Origin of the sequence: Umezawaea endophytica (assembly GCF_025061645.1) — a bacterium.
In the GTDB taxonomy this organism is placed as follows: domain Bacteria; phylum Actinomycetota; class Actinomycetes; order Mycobacteriales; family Pseudonocardiaceae; genus Umezawaea; species Umezawaea endophytica.
Genome location: NZ_JANYMP010000007.1, coordinates 17,704 through 21,934, shown reverse-complemented (window position 1 = coordinate 21,934; position 4,231 = coordinate 17,704). Strand labels below are relative to the sequence as shown.

At 69.0% G+C, this 4,231-nt stretch carries 2 protein-coding genes and 1 tRNA gene; 1 reads left to right on the top strand and 2 read right to left on the bottom strand.

What is annotated here, in order from left to right; genetic code table 11:
- On the bottom strand, positions 1 to 197 hold a 197-nt coding region (locus NZH93_RS16350; protein ID WP_259623946.1), incomplete at its 3' end, for a hypothetical protein.
- 195 nt (positions 198 to 392) lie between these two features.
- On the opposite strand from NZH93_RS16350, the gene NZH93_RS16345 reads away from it, so the two are divergent.
- A tRNA-Asn gene (locus NZH93_RS16345) sits at positions 393 to 464 on the top strand.
- Between the two features lie 215 nt (positions 465 to 679).
- Here the strand turns inward: NZH93_RS16345 and NZH93_RS16340 are convergent.
- Positions 680 to 3,760, bottom strand: coding sequence for a glycosyl hydrolase 2 galactose-binding domain-containing protein (locus NZH93_RS16340; protein WP_259623945.1), 3,081 nt, complete (start codon positions 3,758 to 3,760; stop codon positions 680 to 682).
- Between the last annotated feature and the right edge of the window lie 471 nt (positions 3,761 to 4,231).

Below are 4,231 nucleotides of genomic sequence, written 5' to 3'. Positions count from 1 at the left end.
CGGGCGGCGGTGGTCCACCGCCGCCCGACCGGGACTCCATTCCCCCGACCGCCACCGGTGGAATTCGTCGGGCGAAAACAATTGACGATTCCAGTGTGGGTGCGAGATAGTTCTTCCATCGAACCGGAGGAGGTCAGGATGAACAGCACGTGGAAGCGGATTTCGCGGCGCCGGGTGGGCGCCGCGATGGCGGCCACGCTGGTGTCCTGGTTGGGTTCGAGCTGGGCTGGCTTCGCCAATCGGGCTGGTCAGGCCGGTAGAGGCTCCCCGATGTGATCAACCGAGGTCACGTCACGGGAGCCGCCCTCCGGGAAACCGGAATGGGCGGCTTTTTCTATTCGGCATGCCGTCGTCTCCATTCTTTTCCCGGTTGACGAGGCGTGGAAAGACATTCCCCTGTAGCTCAACGGCAGAGCGGCGCCCTGTTAAGGCGAAGGTTCCAGGTTCGAGTCCTGGCAGGGGAGCGGTACGGGGAAGGGGGGCGCGCCGGTGCGCGGACGACCCTTGCACAGTCGTCCCGGAGGGTTCGACACCCTCGTCCTCCACCAGCGCGCACGGCCCGGCGGCCGTCCGGGTCCCATACCCCCGGAGCACCCGGATCGACACCGGGGTGCGCGACCAGGCCACTGCGAGGGAGAGGAGGGGGTCGTCGCTCGCCGACGGCCCCCTCCTCGTCGTCCTACAGGGTGATCCTGTCCACGTTCGGGCCGCCGTTGGCGGTCGTCGCGGTGGCCTTGATCTTGTTGGTGCCCGCCGCGAGGGTGAGCCGCACGGTGGTCGTGGCCCACGTCGGCCACCCGCCGGTGCCGGTGAACGCGACCCCCGTGGGTCCGGTCGTCCCGTTGACGCTGAACGTCATCGCCCGGTTCGCGGTAGTGCCGTTGGCGTACCGGACGACGACGTCGACCGGGCCCGCCGCCGCGGCGGTGACGGTCCACTCCACCGAACTGCCTGCCACGTTGTCGTAGTTGACGAACCCGGTGCCGGTGTAGCCCGCGTGGTTCGACTCCACCAGGCCCTGGACGATCGTGGCGCTCTCCGCCTGGTAGTCCTGCGGGGTGGTGCCACCGCCACCCGCGGGCAAGGTCTGCGTCCCGGTGTTCCAGCCGGACACCCGGACCGACGGGGCGGAGCCCTTGAGGTCGGACGTGCGGTACGTCGCCGTGAGCGTGGTCGTCTCGCCCGGCCACAGGCTGACCGCGTTGTCGTTCCACCGCACCGGCAGCACGGGCCTGCCCGCCGAGTCGACGACGTGCGCGTCGACGTAGAACGCCGGGACCTTGCCGGTGGTGGTGTTCTTCAGCGTGACCGTCGTCGTGGTGGTGCCGTCGGACCCGGTGGTGGACCCGGCGGTCGTCGTGACCGGCACCGCGCCCAGCCCGGCCAGGCCGCTCAGGTCCGCGGACGCCGTCGTGGGCGTGTAGTACCAGTCGGTGTTGGCCCAGTCCAGCGCGTCGGCCTTGGTGGACAGCCAGTACACGTTGCGGCTGACCTCCTTGCCCGCCGAGTCGGTCAGGACCAGCTTCGCCAGGTACGTGGTGGACAGCCCGGTCACGGCCGGGATGGTCACCACGCTGGTCTTGGCGCCGTCCGGGCCCACCGACACACCGGTGGACGTCTGCGCGTACTTCTCCGTGCCGTCGAGGTTGACCAGCTTGACCGACGCGGTCAGGCCGCTCACCGCGGTGCGGTTCCGGTTGATCACGACGACGGACCTGGTGTCGTACGAGTACTGGATGTGCACCGGCTCGTTGGCCTTCTTGGCGCCGTAGTACGCGCCGTTCTGGTCGAGGTAGGTGTCGAAGAGCTGCCAGTGCAACGACGTCCAGCCGCTGTTCAGCATCCAGTAGATCAGGCCCGTGGACGGGTTCGACGCGTCCGTGTAGTTGCGGGCGTGCGACTCGAACTGCGCGCGCACGTTCTCGTACTGCGCGAGCTGGGCCTTGCGGGTGAAGTCGGCCAGGCTCGTCGTGGCGCCGTAGCGCTTGGCGAGCGCGTCGCCGAAGAGCTTCAGGTTGCCGAACGTCGAGGACGACGAGCGGTGGTACTGCGCCGTGCCGGGGCTGGTCCACAGCGTGTTCAGCTCGGCGGCCGTCATCATCCGGTCGAGCGTGTCCGTGGTGGGGATGCTCGGCCCGGCGCTGGTCTCGGAGTTGAAGTTCCACGCGCCACCGCTGTCGGTGTGCGCCTTGTCGTACCAGTAGTTCGGCGGGACGTAGTCGTACGGCCCGTTCATCTTCATGCCGGACGCGCCGAGCTGCGGCGAGGACTTGGCCGACGCGGCCGCGATCACCGGGGCGGGCCAGTCGGCCGCCGCGAGCGCGTCCAGGTAGCCCTTCTCGATGGTCGCGTCCGGGGCGAAGTCGCTGCCGATGTGGAACGAGATCACGCTGGGGTGGTTGCGCAGGCGTTCGGCCTCACCGGTCATCGACGCCTTCGCGATCGGGTAGTCCGCCGCGGTCCAGGGGTCACCGGCCTCGCCGCCGTTGACCTGGCCCTCCCACTTGTCGCAGCACTCCCAGCCCGGCATCGTCAGCACGCCGTACTCGTCGGCCAGCGCGAAGAACTCGTCCGGCTCGATGTGGCCTTCCAGGCGGACCGTGTTGAGGCCGAGGTCCTTGACGTACTTCAGCTTGTCGGACGCGTACGTCTCGTTCCACCTCAGCAGCAGGTCGGGGGAGTAGCCGCCGCCGCGGATCAGCAGGTCGCGGCCGTTGATGGAGTACTGCCTGCCGCCGCTGCCGTTGAGGGTCGCCTTCACGTCGCGGACGCCGAAGCGCTGGTGGGCGAGGTCGGACGTGGTCCCGCCGACCGCCGCCGCCAGGTCGAGGTCGTAGAGCGGCTGGGCGCCCATGTCCGCGGGCCACCACACGTTCGGGTTGTCGATTCCCACGACCGGGAACGTGACGGTCTTCTTCTCCCTCGCCGCCAGCGAGACGGTCTGGGAGACCGCTCGGCCCGCCACCGTGCCCGACACCGTGGTCGACACGGCCGCCGCGGAGTCGTTGCGGACGTCGGCCTTCACCGTCAGGTCCACGTGGTTCAGGCCGGGCACGGCCAGGTTGGTGACCACGTGCGCGCCGCGCAGCGCCACCGGGCCGCTGCGGCGGACCAGCACGTCCCGCACGATGCCCATGTTCTGGTCCGGCGGTGTCTGCGCCCAGTCGATCCAGCCCATGGAGAGGTCCTTGAGCGGGTCGTTGGGGTAGACCTTGAACGCCACGGCGTTGACGCCCTCGTGGACCTGCGCGGTCACGTCCAGGTCGTGGCGGGTGTAAGCGCCGTTGACCTGGTCCTTGGTGGCGATCCGGGTGCCGTTGACCCAGACGTCGGCCTTGGACAGGACACCGCTGAAGTCCAGGTAGGTGCGCTGTGCGGACGCGTCCAGGGTGATCTCGGCGCGGTACCACCAGGGGACGGTGAAGTCGCTCTTCGGGACGTCGCGCATCCGGGTGGAGAAGAACGGGTCCGGGTAGACGTTGTTCCGCACCAGCGCCGCGTAGACCGTGGACCGCGCCGTCGCCGGGTACCAGCCGGTGGGGGTGAAGCCCGGTTTGGTGACGGCCGAGTCGTCGGTGATGCCCGCGGAGGTCTGGATCAGGTAGCTCGGGATGGCGGTCGCCGGGGAGTCGGCGACCACGGCCGCGGAGGGCTCGCCCGTCGCTCGCGGGATCACCACCGCCCCCGACGCCAGCGAGACGAGCGCCGCGACGAGCAGCAGTCGGAGTGGGACACGGGGTTTGACCAGGCGGGAGCTCACTAGCGCGCCTCCTCGGGCACACGGCGGCGGCCGGACCAGGGATTGTTAGGTAACTTTCCTAACAGTCCGTGGATAGTAGCCGCCCGGTGCCCGCTCGGACAGCCCTCGGAGCGCGGGTGCGGGTGATTCACCCGACCGGGCGCGCTGACCCGATTTATTCGAGTGCGGTTTTGCGCGCTCGTGCGCGAGACTGTTCGGACGACCCGTTTTCTTTCTGGGGAAGGAGGGTCGGATGTCCGATCCCGTGACGATGCACTGGTTCATCACGCACAAGAGCCGATCGCAGATCCGTGCCGAAGAAGAGTCGGCAGGGCGGTTGGCCGCCGCGGTGGCGCAGCCCCTTCGGCGCGTCCGCCGGGCTCTGACCAGGGCAGTTCGCCGCCCGTAGATCCACTCCTCGACGCTTGGGGGCGTCCGATGGACAACTGAGAAAATGGCGTGCGTTCTTTTGTGGAATGCGCTAGGCGCGGT